Annotated in this window: 13 protein-coding genes; 8 read left to right on the top strand and 5 right to left on the bottom strand. The window is 73.3% G+C overall.

Going from position 1 to position 15,249, the window contains the following annotated elements:
* Window positions 1–176 precede the first annotated feature (176 nt).
* Window positions 177–2,153: an aryl-sulfate sulfotransferase gene (locus QDS12_RS20885; protein ID WP_279882763.1), complete on the top strand. Its 1,977-nt coding sequence runs from the start codon at window positions 177–179 to the stop codon at window positions 2,151–2,153.
* Window positions 2,154–2,264: 111 nt separating this feature from the next.
* Window positions 2,265–3,428 carry an AAA family ATPase gene (locus QDS12_RS20880; RefSeq protein WP_279882761.1) on the top strand — a complete coding sequence of 388 codons (1,164 nt, stop codon included), beginning with the start codon at window positions 2,265–2,267 and terminating at the stop codon, window positions 3,426–3,428.
* On the opposite strand, the gene QDS12_RS20875 is transcribed toward QDS12_RS20880, so the two are convergent.
* Window positions 3,429–5,273 (bottom strand): ABC transporter ATP-binding protein, encoded by a 1,845-nt coding sequence (locus QDS12_RS20875; RefSeq protein ID WP_279882759.1) that lies wholly within the window; start codon window positions 5,271–5,273, stop codon window positions 3,429–3,431.
* A 77-nt stretch (window positions 5,274–5,350) separates the two neighbouring features.
* On the opposite strand from QDS12_RS20875, the gene QDS12_RS20870 reads away from it, so the two are divergent.
* A complete protein-coding gene (locus QDS12_RS20870; RefSeq protein WP_279882757.1) occupies window positions 5,351–5,767 on the top strand; it encodes a MarR family transcriptional regulator in 417 nt (138 codons plus the stop codon).
* 9 nt (window positions 5,768–5,776) lie between these two features.
* Window positions 5,777–6,361 (top strand): dephospho-CoA kinase, encoded by a 585-nt coding sequence (gene coaE, locus QDS12_RS20865; protein ID WP_279882755.1) that lies wholly within the window; start codon window positions 5,777–5,779, stop codon window positions 6,359–6,361.
* 5 nt (window positions 6,362–6,366) lie between these two features.
* On the opposite strand, the gene QDS12_RS20860 is transcribed toward coaE, so the two are convergent.
* The 3 genes from QDS12_RS20860 to QDS12_RS20850 all read right to left on the bottom strand — a co-directional run bounded on the left by QDS12_RS20860 (window position 6,367) and on the right by QDS12_RS20850 (window position 10,646).
* Window positions 6,367–7,245 carry a universal stress protein gene (locus QDS12_RS20860; protein WP_279882753.1) on the bottom strand — a complete coding sequence of 293 codons (879 nt, stop codon included), beginning with the start codon at window positions 7,243–7,245 and terminating at the stop codon, window positions 6,367–6,369.
* A gap of 155 nt (window positions 7,246–7,400) precedes the next feature.
* Window positions 7,401–8,339 carry a sigma-70 family RNA polymerase sigma factor gene (locus QDS12_RS20855; protein WP_279882751.1) on the bottom strand — a complete coding sequence of 313 codons (939 nt, stop codon included), beginning with the start codon at window positions 8,337–8,339 and terminating at the stop codon, window positions 7,401–7,403.
* 165 nt (window positions 8,340–8,504) lie between these two features.
* Window positions 8,505–10,646, bottom strand: a complete 2,142-nt coding sequence (locus QDS12_RS20850) for a S9 family peptidase (protein ID WP_279882749.1) — start codon at window positions 10,644–10,646, stop codon at window positions 8,505–8,507.
* A gap of 24 nt (window positions 10,647–10,670) precedes the next feature.
* Here QDS12_RS20850 and QDS12_RS20845 point away from each other — a divergent pair, with 24 nt between their 5' ends.
* The 3 genes from QDS12_RS20845 to QDS12_RS20835 are packed head-to-tail and all read left to right on the top strand — an operon-like array spanning window position 10,671 to window position 12,775.
* Entirely contained in the window at window positions 10,671–11,354 is a 684-nt protein-coding gene (locus QDS12_RS20845; RefSeq protein WP_279882747.1) for a LamB/YcsF family protein, read from the top strand.
* Between the two features lie 25 nt (window positions 11,355–11,379).
* Window positions 11,380–11,970: an allophanate hydrolase subunit 1 gene (locus tag QDS12_RS20840; protein ID WP_279882745.1), complete on the top strand. Its 591-nt coding sequence runs from the start codon at window positions 11,380–11,382 to the stop codon at window positions 11,968–11,970.
* Window positions 11,957–12,775 carry a biotin-dependent carboxyltransferase family protein gene (locus QDS12_RS20835; protein ID WP_279882743.1) on the top strand — a complete coding sequence of 273 codons (819 nt, stop codon included), beginning with the start codon at window positions 11,957–11,959 and terminating at the stop codon, window positions 12,773–12,775. Before QDS12_RS20840 ends, QDS12_RS20835 begins: the two co-directional genes overlap by 14 nt.
* Here QDS12_RS20835 and QDS12_RS20830 read toward each other — a convergent pair.
* Complete coding sequence (locus QDS12_RS20830; protein ID WP_279882741.1) at window positions 12,747–14,069, bottom strand: DNA polymerase IV; 1,323 nt, start codon at window positions 14,067–14,069, stop codon at window positions 12,747–12,749. The two genes, QDS12_RS20835 and QDS12_RS20830, sit on opposite strands and share 29 nt — an antisense overlap.
* 162 nt (window positions 14,070–14,231) lie before the next feature.
* Between QDS12_RS20830 and QDS12_RS20825 the strand changes: the two genes are divergently transcribed.
* Window positions 14,232–15,239, top strand: a complete 1,008-nt coding sequence (locus QDS12_RS20825; protein ID WP_279882739.1) for a DUF4192 domain-containing protein — start codon at window positions 14,232–14,234, stop codon at window positions 15,237–15,239.
* Window positions 15,240–15,249 lie beyond the last annotated feature (10 nt).

Here is a 15,249-nt window from a genome sequence, read left to right as displayed (position 1 = left end):
GGGATTCGGCAGCGGCCGCACCCTTTCTTCGGAATCATGTGCGGGTGCCGTTCGTGAATTCCCGGGGAGCCCGCCGCGCTGGCGGTGTCGTCGCCCTGCTCCTGCTGGTTCTGCCCAGCTCTCTGAGCCTCCCGTCACCCGCCGTGGCGGCCGCGTCGCCGACGCGGAGCATCGCCGTGAGTGGCACGGGGATCACCGGGCTCAGTCCGGCGTTCGACGCGGCGGTGACGCGGTACTCCGTCTACACCGCCGACGGGCAGGACGGCCAGCTCACCGTCACGGCGACGACCGCCGATCCTCAGGGACTCGTGTCTGTGAACGGGATCCGGGTCTCCGGCGCGACCACGCTGAGCGGGCTGCACGAGGGGGACGAGGTCTCCGTCATCATCAGCGACAGCTCGGGCACCACGGGCTACGCCCTGCTCTACCTGCCGCCGGACTTCCCGGACCTGACCGCGTCCGTCGACACCGGAACGGGGGAGCGCGGGCAGGTACTCCTGACGCTGACCGACTTCGCCAAGAGCCGGACCTTCGAGGTGGCGGTCGACCACAACGGCGTGCCGTCGTACTTCCACGCGGACGACGGCCCCGGCGCGATGGACCTCAAGCCAGCCCCTCACGGTCACTACACGGTGTTGCGGCCCAACACCCAGCCCGGGCGGACCGGCTCTGAGCTCGTCGAGCTGGACGGCCGGTTCCGGCCCATCCGCACGATGACGGTGGCGGACCCGCTGACCAACACGGACAACCACGACGCGATCCTGCGAGCGGACGGCAGTCGTCTCCTCATGGGCTACGAGCCGAACCGCAGCACCGGCCGGACCGACGCGACGATCCAGGAGGTCGACGCCCGCGGCCAGGTCGTCTACACGTGGAACAGTGGCGACCACTTCCGCGCGGACGAGACGACCGCCGCCCCGACCAACCCCGACTACGCACACATCAACTCGTTCCAGGAGCTGCCCGACGGCGACCTGCTCGTCTCCTTCCGGCACACCAGCTCGATCATGAAGATCGCGTGGCGGGCCGACCGTTCGGACGGCCACAGCCGCGGGGACATCCTCTGGCGACTCGGCGGACGCTACAGCGACTTCGCCTTCCCCGATGACGCGGACGGCGGCCCGTGCGCCCAGCACACGGCCGGCATGCTGGACGACGGCCACATCCTCGTCTTCGAGAACGGCTCGGGGTGGCCGGACCCGAACCCTCTCTGCGTCAACCCCGCCGACCGGACCGGAGCGAGCATCGCGCGGCCGCACACCCGGATCGCCGAGTACGCCCTGGCGTTCGACGGCGACGGCAAGCCGGCCGCTGCCACGCTGGTGTGGAAGCACGACGGCCCGTCGGACGGCTTCACGCTCTTCACCGGATCGACCAACCGACTGCCCGGAGGGGACACGTTCATCGGCTGGGGCGCCTTGAGGCACACCATCGCCTCGGAGGTCACCGCCGACAACCGTGTCGTCTGGGAGTTGTCGACGACCACCCAGATGGTCAGCTACCGGGCGGTCAAGGCCGACGTTCCGGACGTCACCCCGCCCGTCGTCGCTGTCGGCCTGCGCGACCACCTCACCGTGGAGCCCGGGACTCGGATCGAGCCCGGAGCGCGCTGCACCGACCAGGGCGGCTCCACCCTGGCGCGCTGCACGACGACCTCCGACACCTCGCTGACGTCGCCGACGCCCGGGAGCCACACGGTCCGGGTCGAGGCCGTCGACGGCGCCGGCAACCGTACGGTCGTCACGCGCGCATTCGTCGTGAGGAGTGGCCGGACCGACCTCAAGGTGCGCTCCGCCGGAGTGTGGGGCGAGGGCGGCGCCGCCCGGCTGCCGAAGCGGGGCGTGAAGCGCTCGTTCACCGTCCGGCTCGCCAACGACCGGGTGACCGCCGGCCGGCTCGCTCTCCAGGCCTCGGGCCTCGGGAAGGCCTACCGGGTCCACTACCTGCAGGGCGGTCACGACGTCACGCGCTCGGTGCGTGCGGGCACCTGGCGTGCCACGCTCGCCGGTGGTGCGTCGGTCGACCTGACGGTGGTGGTCGAGCGGATCGGCAGCCACGCCCCGCGCATCCGTACGGTGACGCTCCGCGCCGTGGTGCCCGGACTGCCCGCGACGGCCGACGTCGCCCGGCTGGTGATCCGCTCGCACCGCTAGGCGAGGCCTCACCGCTCGACCGATCGTCGGTATACCTGCTTATACTTTCGCCACGTATATCGAAGGATGGGCGGGCGGATGACTCGGGCGAATCCGTACACTCCGGGCCAGGTGCCGCGGGTCCTGGTCGGCCGCGCGGCGGAGCTGCGCCGCATCGAGGACCTCCTCGCGCGGGTGGTGACCTACGGGGAGATCGGCGGGCCACTGCTCGTCTTCCACGCCCCGCGCGGGATCGGCAAGACCTCGCTCCTGCGGACCGCCCAGCGCACGGCCGACGAGCTGGGCTTCGTGTCGGCGTGGGTCGCCTGCTCGCGGGAGCGGCCGGTGCTGCCCGAGCTCGTCCGCGCCCTGCAGACCGCGCTGGAGCGTGCCGAGGCGCTGCCGCGCGGCGGGGCAGGGGGCCGGTGGCGCCGACGACTCGAGCGGGTCACCATCGAGGTCGGTCTGCCGGGCACGGCGAAGGTGCAGGCCCAGCTGGACGCCCGGCCGAGCGAGAGCGAGACGCCCGCCGACCCGATCGGGCGTGCGCCCGTCGGGGCGCTCGAGGCGCTGCTCCACGACACCGCCACGCACCTCCGGAACAGGGGAGGGGCCGGTCTGGTGGTGTTCGTCGACGAGCTCCACGCCGCCTCGGCGGACGACATGTCGGTCCTGCTCAACACCCTGCAGGTCCTCGACGGCGACCGGAATGCCAACCCGTTGGCGGTCGTCGCCGCGGGCCTGCCGGTGACGCCCGAGGCGCTCACCCGTGCCGCGACCTTCGGCGAGCGCAGCGCCTTCGTGTCGCTCGACCTGCTCTCCGACGCCGACGCCCGGTCGCTGCTCGCGGTCCCGGCCGAGGCCGAGGGCGTCGCGTGGACGGACGACGCCCTGGCGGCCGTCGTCGGCGAGGCCAGGGGTCACCCCTACCTGCTCCAGCTGAGCGGCAGCACCACCTGGGACGCCGCCCGGCCCGAGGAGGGCGACACGCTCACCCTCGACGACGTACGCCGGGGGCTGCCCGCCGCGCGCGACCAGCTCACCGCGATGCACCGGGCCCGCTGGGGCGCGGCCACGCCGACCGAGCGGGCGTTCTTGGCGGCGATGGCGGCGACGGGACGCGACAACGTGACCCGCGCCGACATCGCCCGCGGGATGGGACGTGAGTCGCGCGCGATCAGCGTCCCGCGCGAGCGGCTGATCGAGAAGGGCGTGATCGAGCCCGTCGGGCACGGTCTCGTCCGGTTCACGCTCCCCGGGTTCGGCCAGTTCGTCCGCGCGCTCGAGCAGGAGTGATCACGCGGCGACCGATTGCTCCAGGCCGCCGCGGACCAGGTCGGCGTACCGCCCGCCGGCGAGCAGCAGCTCCTCGTGCGTGCCCAGCTCGACCACCCGGCCACCGTCCAGCACCGCGATCTGGTCGGCGTTGCGCACGGTCGAGAGCCGGTGCGCGATCGTGATCGTCGTCCGGCCCCGGGCGAGCGTGTCCAGCGCCGCCTGCACGGCGCGCTCGGTCGTGTTGTCGAGCGCGCTGGTCGCCTCGTCGAGGACGAGCACCCGCGGGTCGCGCAGCAGCGTCCGGGCGATCGCCAGGCGCTGCTGCTCGCCGCCGGAGAACCGGTGGCCACGGGAGCCGACCATGGTGTCGTAGCCCTCGGGCAGCGACTGGATCAGGTCGTGGATGCGCGCCGCCCTGGCCGCGGTCTCGATCTCCTCGTCGGTGGCGTCCGGCCGGGCATGGCGCAGGTTGTCGCGCACGGTCGCGTGCAGCAGGTAGGTCTCCTGGGTGACGACGCCGACGGCCTCGGCCAGGTCGGTGAGTGCCAGGTCGCGCAGGTCGACGCCGTCGAGGGTGACCCGCCCGGCGTCGGGATCGTGCAGTCGCGCGACCAGGCCGGCCAGGGTCGACTTGCCGGAGCCGGTGGCCCCGACGAGCGCCAAACTGGTCCCCGCCGGGACGGTCAGGTCGATGTCGTGGAGCACGGGGGAGCCGGCGCCGTAGCCGAAGGTCACGTGGTCGAGCCGGACCTCGCCGCGCACCCCGTCGAGCCGGACCGGCGTCTCGGGGTCGTCGATCTCGACGGGCAGGTCGAGGTACTCGAAGATGCGGCTGAACAGCGCCAGGCTCGACGTGACGTCGACGCCGACGTTGAGCAGCCCCATCAGCGGCCGGAACAGCGACCCCTGCAGGGAGATGAAGGCGACCAGCGTGCCGATGGTCATGCCGTCCCGCGTGACCGGCAGCCCGGCGGCCAGGTAGAGGGCGGCCGGGACCGCGGCGAAGACGACCTGCATCGTCGCCATCCGCCAGCGGCCGGCCAGCTGGCTCTGGATCTCGAGGTCGACCAGGTCGTGGGAGGTCTGCTCGAAGCGGCGGGCCAGCGCCGGGGCGGCGCCGAGGGTCTTGGTCAGCAGCATGCCGCTGACGGAGAGGCCCTCCTCGACCTGCACGTGCAGGTCGGCGAGCTTCTGCTGGCGGGCCGACGTGATCGCGTACCGCATGCGGGCCACGCGGCGGGTGGTGACCACGGCAGGCGGCAGGACCACGAGGGAGATGATCGCGAGGCGCCAGTCGAGCGCGAACATCGCGACGACGGTGCCGACCACGACCGTGACGTTGGCGGCGATCGCGGTGGCGGTGCTGGTGACGACGCTCTGCATCGAGCCGATGTCGTTGACCATCCGCGACTGCACCTCGCCGCCGCGGGTGCGGGTGAAGAAGTCGATCGACTGGCGCTGCAGGTGCGTGAACAGGTCGCTGCGCAGCCGGTGCATGACCTGCTGCCCGATGCGGGTCGAGATCAGCGTCTGGAAGATGCCGAGGGCGGCGCTCGCGATCGAGACGCCGAGCATCCCGGCGACGCACCAGACCAGCAGGCTGACGTCCTGGCGGGGGAGTGCGGCGTCGATGACGTGCCGCACGAGGAAGGGCTGGGCCAGCCCGATGACGGAGCTGGCGACGATGAGCGCGATGACGACCGACATCGCGCCCTTGTGGTTCGAGAACAGGCGTCCGATGCGGCGCAGCGAGACCGGACGGTCCTCGAGCTGGCGCCGGTCGGACTGCCGCGAGTCGGGGTTGCGCCGGGCGTGCTGCGCGTCCCGGTCGTGGCTACTGCCGGAGAAGTGACGGCCATCCATGCGGCCACCCCCTTCCTGATTGATGCTGAGGGAACCTCACTATGAGGGTAACGCAGGAGGGGCTACGATGCATTCCCGTGAAGGGCGACGACACCACGGCCGACCTGCTGATGGCGGCGGCGCGGACGCTGCGGCGACGCTTCGCCGTCGCGCTCGAGTCGTACGACGTCACGCCGGCCCAGTCCCGTGCGCTGCACGTCGTCGCCGACCACGGCGCGTCCCGGCCCTCGGAGATCGCCGAGGCCCTCCGGATCGCGCCGCGCTCGGCCACCGAGGTGATCGACGCGCTGGAGACGCGTGGCCTGGTGAGTCGCGAGCCGGACCCGACCGACCGCCGGGCGACCCGGGTCGCCGCGACCGAGGAGGGCAGGCGGCTCTCCGCGGTGCTCGCCGCCGCGCGGAGGCAGGAGTCCGAGCGGCTCCTCGAGGATCTCCCGGCCGGCGACCGCGCCGAGCTGGACCGCATCCTCAGGCAGCTCCTGGCCGATCGCTAGGGTGCCCGCGTGAGAGTCGGGCTGACGGGCGGGATCGGATCAGGCAAGAGCACCGTGTCGGGGATGCTCCGGGAGCTCGGAGCGATCGTCATCGACTCCGACCTGCTGGCCCGCGAGGTCGTCGCGCCGGGCACGCCCGGGCTCGCCCGCGTCGTCGAGGCGTTCGGGCCTGAGGTCCTCACGCCGGAGGGCGCGATGGACCGGGCGAAGGTCGGGGCCATCGTCTTCGCCGACCCGGCGCAACGGCAGCGGCTCGAGAGCATCGTCTGGCCCCTGGTCAGGGAGGCCAGCCAGGCGCTCGCCGCGACCGCCGGGCCCGACGACCTCGTCGTCCACGACATCCCGCTCCTGGTCGAGACCGACCAGCAGTCCTCCTTCGACGCGGTCGTGGTGGTCGACGTACCTCTCGAGACGCAGGTGGCGCGCCTGGTCGGCGACCGCGGGTGGGCCGAGGCCGACGCGCGGGCGCGGATCGCCGCGCAGGCGACCCGTGAGGAGCGGCTCGCGGCCGCCACCCACGTCATCGACAACACCGGGTCGATCGACGACCTCCGCCGCCGGGTCGAGGAGCTCGTCGTGGAGCTGCGCGCGTAGGCGGGTCAGTCCTCCGGGAGGTCGATCACCGCGACCGGCCGGTCGGCGTCGTGGAGGACCCGACGGCTCACCGAGCCGAGCAGCACGCGACGGACCAGGCCCTTGCCGTGCGAGCCGACGACGATCAGCTGCGCGTCGCCGGCGTTGCCGAGGATCGCGTCCGCGGCACGGCCCTCGACGGTGACCGTGTCGACGGTGACGGCGTCGCCGCCCTGCGCCTCGGACAGCGCCTGGCGGGTGATGTCGGCCGCCTCGTCCTCGAAGGCCGCCCGCATCCGGGCGAGGAGCTCGGCGTCCGCCTGCATCCGCTGGTCCGGGACCTGGTAGGCGGTCACGGCCCGCACCGAGGTACCGCGGACCGCGGCCTCGGCGACGGCGTACCGCAGCGCGGCCGTGCCGAACTCCGATCCGTCCACGCCCACGACGATGGGGCCGCTGGTCGGCAGCTCACCCTCGCTGACGACGATCAGCGGGCACTTGGCCTCGATCGTCAGCCGGTTGCTCACCGAGCCCAGCAGGACGCTCGTGGCCGCCCCGAGTCCGCGCCGGCCCACGACGACGGCGTCAGCCCCGGCCGAGGCGTCCGACAGCGCGTACGCCGCCGGGCCCATCGTCGACGTCAGCGTGCACGACAGGTCGGGCGCGAGCTCCTGCACGCGCTTCTCCGCGGCGGCGAGCAGCTCCTGGGAGTACTCGGTGAACCACTCCACCGGCTGGGCGCCCGGGAGGGCGTGGAAGCCGTAGAAGTCGAAGTCGGACGGCATGTTGTAGGCGTTGACCAGCTCGAGCGTGTGGTCGCCGAGCCGCGCGCGGGCCACCGCCCACTCGAGTGCGTTCGCGCTTTGCGGTGATCCGTCGATCCCGACGACGATCCGACCGGTCATGTGACAGTCCTTCCCCTGTGGGCGAGCCGAGCCTCAGACGTCACGAACCTAGCCCGGCGGCCTGGGGCGCAGGAAGGGGCCTTCCGCCCGTAGACGCGACGACGGGAGGACCGCTGGGGTGCGGTCCTCCCGTCGTCGTACGTCGGCTGCGTGCCTCAGGCTGCCAGGTCCGGGTCGCCCAGGCGGCGGAGCTTCTGGAGCGCCTCCCGCTCGAGCTGGCGGACCCGCTCGGCGGAGATCCCGTGCTTGACGCCGATGTCGGCGAGCTTGTGCTGGCGGCCGTCGAGCAGCCCGTAGCGCGACCGGATGATGTCGGCGGCGCGGTCGTCGAGCTGGCCCACGAGGGCGTTGAGCCGGTCGCGGGACTCCTCGTCGAGCACGGTGAGATCCGGGCCGGGCGCTGTCTCCTGCGCCATGAGGTCGCCGAGTGAGGTGTCGCCGTCCTCGTCGACGGGGGAGTCGAGGCTGACGTGCTCGCGACCCCACGACATGAGGTCGAGCACGCGGTCGAGCTCCATGCCCAGCTCCGCGGCGATCTCGGCGGGCTCCGGGTCGCGGCCGAGCTGGCGCTCGAGCGTGCGACGGGCGCCGCCGATCTGGTTGAGCTCCTCGACGACGTGGACGGGCAGCCGGACGACGCGGGCCTGCTGCGCGATACCGCGGGTGATCGCCTGGCGCACCCACCACGTGGCGTAGGTGGAGAACTTGTAGCCCTTGGTGTAGTCGAACTTCTCGACCGCGCGGATCAGGCCGGTGTTGCCCTCCTGGATGAGGTCGAGCATCGGCATCTGGGCGCGGCCGTACTTGCGTGCGATGGAGACGACGAGTCGCAGGTTGGCGGTGATGAAGGTGTCGACCGCCTTCTGGCCCTCCTCGGCCAGCCACTCGAGCTCCGCCTTCGTCGCCCCGCCCGGCGCCTTGCGCCCGTAACGCCCCTGAGCCAGCAGGCTCTCGGCCATCAGGCCGGCCTCGATCGCCTTCGAGAGCTCGACCTCCTTGGCCGCGTCGAGCAGCTCGTTGCGCGCGATCTCGTCCAGGTAGAGGCCGACACTGTCGCGACCCTCGATCTCGCGGACGGCGGTGCGTGTTGCCATGGGGACCCTCCTTCACATGCAGGGTTCGCCTGCAGGATCTCAACGCATCAGGTGTCCCCGTGATTCCCGGGACATGCATGCGCTCTCGAAGGAAAGGACGTTCGAGTGGTGCGTGGAGTTGCCGGGCCGGGCAACTCTCAGGGTCTTTTCAGGGCGAGCCCGGGATCAGCGCTCCGCCAGGCCGAGCCGGTCGAGGATCCAGGCGAGCGAGAACGCGCGGTCGTGCCAGGCCTGGTAGCGCCCCGAGACGCCGCCGTGGCCGGCCGACATCTCGGTCTTGAGCAGCACGTCGGCGCCCGCGACGGCACGCAGCCGGGCGACCCACTTGGCCGGCTCGACGTAGAGCACCCGGGTGTCGTTGAGCGACGTCTCGGCGAGGATCGGCGGGTAGGTCTGGGCGGCCACGTTGTCGTAGGGCGCGTAGGACGCCAGGTAGTCGTAGACCTCCGGGTCGGCCTCCGGGTTGCCCCACTCGTCGTACTCCACGACGGTGAGCGGGAGCGAGGCGTCGAGCATCGTCGTCAGGTTGTCGACGAACGGCACCGAGGCGTCGATCCCGGCGAAGAGCTCGGGCGCCAGGTTGGCGACGGCGCCCATGAGCAGGCCGCCCGCGCTGCCGCCCTCGGCGACGATCAGCCCCGGCGTCGCCCAGCCGGAGTCGACCAGGTGCCGGGCGCAGGCGACGAAGTCGGTGAAGGTGTTGCGCTTGCGGAGCACCTTGCCGTCGTCGTACCAGCGGCGGCCCATCTCGCCGCCGCCCCGGACGTGGGCGATGGCGAACGCGGCACCGCGGTCGAGGACGGAGAGGCGGGCGATCGAGAACCCGGGGTCGATCGAGTGCTCGTAGGAGCCGTAGCCGTAGAGGTGCACCGGAACGGGGCCGGCCGCGCGGGCGTCCTTGCGCACGACGATCGAGATCGGCACCCGCTCGCCGTCCTCGGCGGTCGCCCAGAGCCGGTGCTCCTCGTAGAGGTCCGGGTCGTAGCCGCCGAGGACCGGCTGCTGCTTGCGCAGCTGCAGGCTACGGGTGGCGACGTCGTAGTCGTAGACCGAGCTCGGCGTGCGCATCGTCGTGTAGCCGAGCCGGATGGTCGGCTGGTCGAAGGCCGGGTTGCCGCCGGACCCGATGGTGTAGAGCTCGTCGTCGAACTTCACGAGGTAGTCGTCGGCGACGCCGTCGGTGCCCGAGCCTGGGGACGCCAGCTCGAGGACCCGCAGCTGGGTGAGCCCGCCGCTCCGCTGGTGCACGACCAGGTGGGTCGCGAAGGCGTCCACCGACTCCAGCCGTACGGCGGGGTCGTGGGCGATCAGCGGGGTCCACTCGGACCGCGGGGTCGGTGCGATCGGTGCGGTGGCGATCTCGAAGTCGGGCCCGTTGCCGTTGTGCAGCACGAGGAAGACGTCCTGACCGCCGATGACGGCGTGCTCGAGGGAGTACTCGATGCCCTCCTCGCGCGCGGCGAAGACCTGCCAGCCGGCGTCGCGGTCGTCCAGGTCGAGGAAGCGGTACTCGGTGGTCACCTTGGCGCCGGACTCGATCATGAGGAACCGGTCGCTGCGGGTGCGGCCCAGGCCGCTCCAGAACCGCTCGTCGGTCTCGTGGAAGACGAGCTCGTCGTCGGCCTGCGCCGTGCCGATCACGTGCCGCCACACCTTGTCGGGACGCCAGGACTCGTCGACGGTCGAGTAGTAGAAGCTCTCGCCGTCACGGTCCCACGTGGCACCGCCCATGACGCCGGTGATCTCGTCGGCGAGCAGCTCACCGGTGGTGAGGTCCTTGACCCGGATCGTGTAGCGCTCGTCGCCGACGACGTCGGTCGCGTAGGCGAGGCGGGTCGCGTCGCGGGAGACGGCGGAGCCGCCGAGCGAGAAGAAGTCGTGTCCTGTCGCGAGCTGGTCGAGGTCGAGCACGACCTCCTCGCCGGGGAGCGCCGGCTGGTCGGGCGCGACGTCCGCGGGCGTCGGGGGCGTCCAGTCGTCGGGGTCGGTGACCGGGACGCGGCAGGAGGCGCCGTACTCCTTGCCGGCGAAGGACCGCCCGTAGTACCAGTAGCCGCGGTTGCGGGTGGGGACCGAGAGGTCGGTCTCGAGGGTCCGCGTGCGGATCTCCTCGAAGATCTGCTTGCGGAGGTCGTCGAGGTGGGCGGTGCGCTCCTGGGTCCAGGCGTTCTCGGCCTCGAGGTAGGCGGTCACCTCGGGGTTCTCCTTGTCACGCAGCCACTCGTAGTCGTCGGTCCGGCTGCGGCCGTGGTGGGTGGTGGTGATCGGGCGCTGCGGGGCGACGGGAGGGAGAGACTGCTCGGGCATGCGCCCGACCCTATCCTCGGTGTCATGCCAGCCGTGGTGGACCTGAACGCCGACCTCGGGGAGGAGGTCACCGACGACGAGGCGCTGCTCGCGCTCGTCACGTCGGCCAACGTCGCCTGCGGCTACCACGCCGGCTCACCGGCGATCATGCGTGCTGTCTGCGCGGTGGCCGCCGAGCGCGGCGTGTCGGTCGGGGCGCAGGTGTCGTACGCCGACCGGGAGAACTTCGGGCGGGTGCCGCTCGACGTGCCCGGCGACGTGCTGCGCGAGCAGGTCGCCGACCAGGTGGGCATCCTGTCCACGGCCGCGCGGTCGCAGGGCGTGGAGGTGCGCTACGTCAAGCCCCACGGCGCGCTCTACCACCGGACGCGCGAGGACGTGGAGCAGGCGACGGCGGTGCTCGAGGGCTCGGGGACGCTGCCGGTGCTCGGGATGCCGGGCGTGCTGCTCGACCGGGCCGCCCAGGCCGGGCGTGGGGTCATCCTCGAGGGGTTCCCGGACCGCGCCTACGACGGCGACCGGCTGCGGCCCCGCGACCAGCCCGGTGCCGTCCTGACCGACGACGACGCGATCGTCGCCCAGGCGCTGAGGCTCGCCGGCTCGGTCCGCTCGCTCTGCCTGCACGGCGACACCCCGGGCGCCGTCGCGCACGCGCACGCGGTGAGAGCGGCGCTGGAGGCGGCCGGCTGGAGCCTGGTGGGGCTGTGACCCCGAGCGTGAACGGTCCAGCGCGGTGAGGACCCGGCCGGTCGGCGACCGGGCGGTCCTCGCCGAGGTCGGCTCGCCCGACGAGGCGGCCGCCCTCGCGGCCTGGCTACGGGCCTCCGGGCTCGCCGCCGACGACGTCGTCCCGGCCGCGCGCAGCGTGCTGCTCGACGGCGTCGATCCCGGACCCGCGACCGCGCTCCTCGCCGCGTGGCCCGGCGGCACGGCCGTCCGCACCCGGCGCACCGTGGAGGTCCCGGTGACCTACGACGGCCCCGACCTCGGCCTGGTGGCCGACCGGTGGTCGGTGCCGGCGGAGGAGGTGGTCGACCGGCACACCTCGCTGACGTTCACGAGCGCGTTCTGTGGCTTCGCGCCCGGGTTCGCCTACCTGACCGGCCTTCCGGAGGAGTGGTGGCTGCCGCGGCTCGACGACCCCCGGCCGCGGGTGCCGGCCGGCGCGGTGGCGATCGCCGGGGAGTGGTGCGGGGTCTATCCGACGGCGTCGCCCGGCGGCTGGCTGCTGCTGGGCCGCACCGACGCGACGCTGTGGGACCCGACGGCCGAGGAGCCGGCGCTGCTCGCTCCCGGGACGCAGGTGCGCTTTGTCCCGGCTTGAGGTGGTCTCGGCCGGCACGCTCACGACGGTGCAGGACCGGGGACGGGTCGGCTGGGCGCACCTCGGCGTGCCGCGGGCCGGCGCCCTCGACGCCCCGGCGGCCGCGCTCGCGAACCGACTGGTCGGCAACCCGCCCGACGCGGCGGTGCTCGAGACGGTGCTCGGCGGCCTCGCGCTGCGCAACGCGGGGCCGGGCCGCTGGGCGGCGCTGACCGGGGCGAGCACCGCGCCGACGTTCTGGTGGGCGGCCGGCGGCGAGCTGCGCGTGCCGGTGCCGACGTACGGGCTGCGCAGCTATGTGGCCGTCGCGGGCGGCATCGACGTGGACCCGGTGCTCGGGTCGCGGAGCACCGACACCCTCGCGTGGGTGGGGCCACCGCGCGTCGTCGACGGCACCTCGCTGCCGCTCGGCGAGCCGACCGGTGCGCCGCGCCCGCTCGACGTGCCGCCCGCCCGGCGGGAGGGTGCGCTGCGGGTGCTGCCCGGTCCGCGTGCCGACTGGTTCGCCTCTCTCGCGCCGCTGTTCGGCAGCGAGTGGGTCGTCCGACCCGACTCCGACCGGATCGGGCTGCGGCTCGACGGGCCCGCGCTGGAACGGGTGGGTGCGGGCGAGCTGCCGAGCGAGGGGATGGTGCTCGGCGCCGTCCAGGTCCCACCGAGCGGGCGGCCGATCGTGTTCCTCGCCGACCACCCGCCGACCGGCGGCTACCCGGTCGTCGGCGTCGTGCACCCGGACGACCTGTGGCGGTGCGCGCAGGTCCGGCCGGGGGAGCGGGTCAGGTTCCGGGGGGTGTCCACGCGCTGAGGGCCGCGTCGTCGGCCGCGAACGACCTCACCGGGCCCGCCGGTGTCGCCGCCGTCTCGAAGCGGACAGTGACCACACCCCTGCCGGAGCCCCAGACCCAGCCGCGGCCGTGCTCCTCGTGCACGACGTCCATGCCGGGTGCCCACTCGGGCCGGCGCCGGAGCGGGGCGGCCGGCTCCGGGAGCTCCGCGACCTCGGCGACCGCGTCCGACTCCCCGAACAGGTCCTCCTGGATCCAGTCCGCCAGCCCGGAGACGCCGACGCCGAGCAGCCGTACGCCGCCGGCCGTCGCGCCGCTCCCCACGAGCTCGGTCAGCAGCGCGCGGGCGAGCCGGCCGACGGTCGCCGTGGCGTCGGTGGGCGAGGGGAGCGTCGAGGACCTGCTCAGCGTGGTGAAGTCGTAGAGCCTCACCTTGAGCGTCACCGTGCGTCCTGACAGGCCGTGCTTCTGGAGCCGCTCGGCGACCTCCCGGGCCTGGCGGGTGACCAGACCCTCCATGACCGTCGCGTCGGTCAGGTCGGTGTCGTAGGTGCTCTCCACGCTGACCGACTTGGTCTCCTGGTCGGCGACCACGGGCCGGTCGTCGTCGGCGCGGGCCAGCTGGAAGAGGCTGCTGCCGTGCGCCTTCCCCACGAGGCGGACGAGCTCGTCGAGGCTCACCGACTCGAGGTCCGCGACGGTGTGGATGCCGGCCCGCCGCAGCCGCTCGTCGGTCGCCGGCCCGACGCCGGGGATGACCTTGACCCGCATGGGCCGCAGCAGGTCGCGCTCGGTGCCCGGGCCGACGACGACCAGCCCGTCGGGCTTCTCGAGGTCGCTGGCCACCTTCGCGATGAACTTGCTGGTGCCGACACCCACGCTCGCCGTGAGGCCCTCGGTCACGTCGTGTACCCGACGGCGCAGGTCCTCGGCGAAGGCCGTCACCGAGGCGACGCCGAGATCGTCTAGGTCCGACTGCTCGAGGTCCACGAACGCCTCGTCGAGGGAGAGCGGCTCGACCAGCGGGGAGATGCTGCGCAGCAGCCCCATCACGCGCTCACTGGTCTCCCGGTAGGCGGGGAAGCGGGGGTAGAGGAAGGCGGCGTGCGGGCAGCGCGACCGCGCCTCCCGGGTCGACATGGCCGAGTGGACGCCGTACTTCCGGGCCTCGTACGACGCCGTCGCGACGACGCCGCGGCCGCCGATGCCGCCGACGATGACCGGCTTGCCACGCAGGGAGGGTTTGTCGCGCTGCTCGACCGACGCGTAGAAGGCGTCGAGGTCGAGGTGGAGGACGGAAGCGTGCTGGCGCACGGACGGGAACCTACCGTCCGGCGTCGACCTCCTCGACCACACCCGGCCCGCCGGTCACGCGCCGGGCCGGTCCGCGTCCACAGCCGGCCGCCCGGGCGGCGCTTCCCCCAGCCTCCTGCCGGCCCACTCGTGACGGTGGGTGCCGGGGACCAGCGTGCGCCCATGACCACCTTCACCGCGCGCAGCACCGAGGACGTCCTCGCGCTCGTCCCCGTCGTCATCGGCTTCGAGCCCCACGAGTCGGTCGTCATGCTGACCTTCGGCGGGCGCGAGTCGTTCCACGCCCGGATCGACCTGCCGGCGCCCGACGACATCGCCGGCTGCGTCGAGAGCCTGCTCGAGCCCGTACGCCGGCACGCGGTGCGCCAGGTCGTGTTCGTGCTGTTCAGCGGGCAGGACCGGTTGACGCACAAGGTGGCCCGCGCCCTGCAGCGACGGTTCGACGCGGCCGGGGTCCGGGTGATCGACGCGATCCGGGCGCACGACGGCCGCTGGTTCACGCCGTTGGGGCGCAGCGGCGTCCCCGCGCACGGCGTGCCCTACGACGTCACCGACCACCCCTTCCGCGCGCAGGCGATCTTCGAGGGCCGGGTCATGGCTGGGTCCCGGGAGGAGCTGTCCGAGCGGCTGCGCGCTGATCCCGATGCGGTCGCCGCGGTCGAGGACGCGCTCGGCGACCTCTGGGAGGGGCTGCCCGTCGAGGTGCAGCTGGCCCTGGAGACCACCGCCCACGCCGACGAGGCGTTCGCCCTGCTCGGTCGCGTCCGCCCCGACGGACGCGCGCTGCGGGCGATGCTCGACCGGCACCTGGCGGCCGACACGGTCCCGGACGACCTCGAGGCCGCGCGGATCCTCCTCGCGGTTCACAACGCGGAGATCCGGGACCACGCCTGGCTCGGCATCACCCGGGCCGAGGCGCTCGGGCACGTCCGACTGTGGACCGACCTCGTCCGTCGGGCCCCGGACGGGCTCGTCGCCGGGGCGGCCGCGGTGCTGGCGTTCGCCTCGTGGATGCACGGCGACGGGGCGCTCGCGTGGTGTGCGGTCGACCGGTGCCTCGAGGACGACCCGGACCACTCGCTGGGGCGGATCGTGGCCGACGCACTCGAGGGCGCCGTGCCGCCGCACGAGGACTGGACCGCCAGGTTTCCCGGGGGTCTCGCTGGATAACGGTGGCGGC

The sequence above is a fragment of the Nocardioides sp. CER19 genome (assembly GCF_029846275.1).
Taxonomy (GTDB): Bacteria; Actinomycetota; Actinomycetes; order Propionibacteriales; family Nocardioidaceae; genus Nocardioides.
This window is presented reverse-complemented; position numbering and strand designations above follow the sequence as displayed.